This is a genomic window from Aquicoccus porphyridii, from assembly GCF_008369105.1.
Lineage (GTDB): Bacteria > Pseudomonadota > Alphaproteobacteria > Rhodobacterales > Rhodobacteraceae > Aquicoccus > Aquicoccus porphyridii.
Map to the genome: position 1 here is coordinate 1 of NZ_VINQ01000050.1, position 1,828 is coordinate 1,828.

The 1,828-nt window shown below is 55.2% G+C and carries 3 protein-coding genes; all 3 read left to right on the top strand.

Annotated elements, in window-relative coordinates:
* The coding region (locus FLO80_RS21635) for a transposase (protein ID WP_149187113.1) at positions 1-134 on the top strand (134 nt) is incomplete at its 5' end.
* Positions 135-487: 353 nt separating this feature from the next.
* Complete coding sequence (locus tag FLO80_RS21640) at positions 488-751, top strand: hypothetical protein (protein WP_111369549.1); 264 nt, start codon at positions 488-490, stop codon at positions 749-751.
* Between the two features lie 371 nt (positions 752-1,122).
* The gene (locus FLO80_RS21645; protein ID WP_111369547.1) at positions 1,123-1,758 is read left to right on the top strand and encodes a TetR/AcrR family transcriptional regulator; all 636 of its coding nucleotides are present in this window, start codon (positions 1,123-1,125) and stop codon (positions 1,756-1,758) included.
* Positions 1,759-1,828 lie beyond the last annotated feature (70 nt).

Sequence of the window (1,828 nt, forward strand, 5' to 3'; positions counted from 1 at the left end):
AGCGGCGCAACCGCATCGAGATCATGTTTGGCAGGCTCAAAGATTGGAGACGCGTGGCGACACGCTATGACCGCTGTCCCAAGGTGTTCCTCTCAGCCATCGCACTCGCTGCAACCGTCATCTACTGGTTATGAATCCTGACCCTAGACACCGAAAACAGCGGAAATACCCTGTTATTTTCCCTGTTTGCAGGGAATTTTGCAGAGACGAGATAGCCCCAGACTGGCTCCTCAGCCATCGCTCTCTGGATGAAAGTAACAAGCACCCGTTGCACCCGGTGGCGAGAAAATGCCCCCCCCCAAAAGTGCCCCAGTTCCGCGCTGGGCTTCGAGCTGTTTTGCTGGCTTGCGTCGACCACCCATTTCCCTCCGTCCAAGGGGTTCTATGGGGAGGGGGAATAGGTATAAGTAATGAATAGAAACCCGAGGATAGAGAGACCTGAGGTTCTTCCTTCCTGATCTTAGATAAGAAGAGAGAAGGGGAAGCTATGGGAGACATTGAAAACCCGTGGCACTCGCGACCCATCGACGTTCACCGCTGGTCGGACCACGCGGAGGTTGCCGCGCTAGTCAATCGGATCTGGGACGAGTATTTGCCGAACGATGAGACTTCGGGGCCAAAGCCGATCACCGCATTTCGCCATCAACTGCGGGTCCTGATCCTTCCCGATGTCGATCCCGACGACGGCGAGATCTTCGATGCTTCCTGTCTTCTTTGCACACATGGCTGCTTCTCCTTGTTGCGCGGTTGATCCCGGTTAAGGATAGCCCAACGGTGAGCGGACGGGCGCTGCAAAGGACGCGAATGTCTACGATGCGCAGTTTCCGGAATTTGCAAAGCGAGGGCCGGAAGGAACTCTGGGCTAACCTGACGGCCCAAACCTTCCGCCCAGGCATTGCGCCGCGAAGGCCCACTCCACGAGCCCATAGCCGTCATTTGATTTAGATCCGCGAAAAGGCAAGATCGGGAAGCATTGGTGCTATTGCCCCCAATTCGTGCTTTGCCAATCACTCGGAATGTTCGCAAGTGCTGGTACGCATGCCCCCGTCATCGGTAAAATTTCGAGTTGACGACAATTATAAAATGTATATTTTAAAATGAGTGATTCAAAATGGAGATCCCATGGCACGCACACAGGAATTCGATGAAGGCGAAGCGCTGACGGCCGCGATGCATGCGTTTCGAAAATTCGGTTATGCCGGGGTTTCGATCAAAACGCTCGAGGCCGAAACCGGTCTCTCTTCGGGCAGTATCTACAACAGTTTCGGCGGCAAGGAGGACGTCTACCAGCGTGTGCTGGCGCATTACAACGAGACAGTGGTGACCAAGCGCATTAGCGTCCACCTTGGAAAAAGCGATCCTGTTGAAGGGCTGATCTCGCTCTTTGAATCGCTGCTCGACGAGCCGGGACATGGCGCCTTCGGGTGCTTGCTCACCAACAGCGCCGTCGAATTCTCAGGTCAGGACTCGCTGGCCGGGGCCTCCGTGCGAACCGGGTTCGACATGTTCCTGAGCGCGTTTCGCGGGGCATTATTGCGTGTGCAGGAAATGGACGCACAGAGCGCTGACCTGAAAGCCCTGCGACTGTTGATCTACTATCAGGGGCTGTTGGTTCTGATCCGTCATGGCCAGGACAAATTCGCTCTGAAATCCACCATCGACACTGAAATCAAATCCATCTGTCAACGGCAGAGTAAAAGTGAGCCAAAGGGCAGCGCAAAATGTTACCACTTTGGGGTTGGGATGATTGCCGCATAGACACGAGCGCCAGCATCCGGGCGACCGCGCTTGTCATATAGCTGGCGGTTGCCCGGATGCTTTGGCCCGT

Bases quoted from the DNA above. Each gene is read 5' to 3' on its own strand.
- FLO80_RS21645 (WP_111369547.1), top strand. From the start codon at position 1,123: ATGGCACGCACACAGGAATTCGATGAAGGCGAAGCGCTGACGGCCGCG.
- FLO80_RS21640 (WP_111369549.1), top strand. From the start codon at position 488: ATGGGAGACATTGAAAACCCGTGGCACTCGCGACCCATCGACGTTCAC.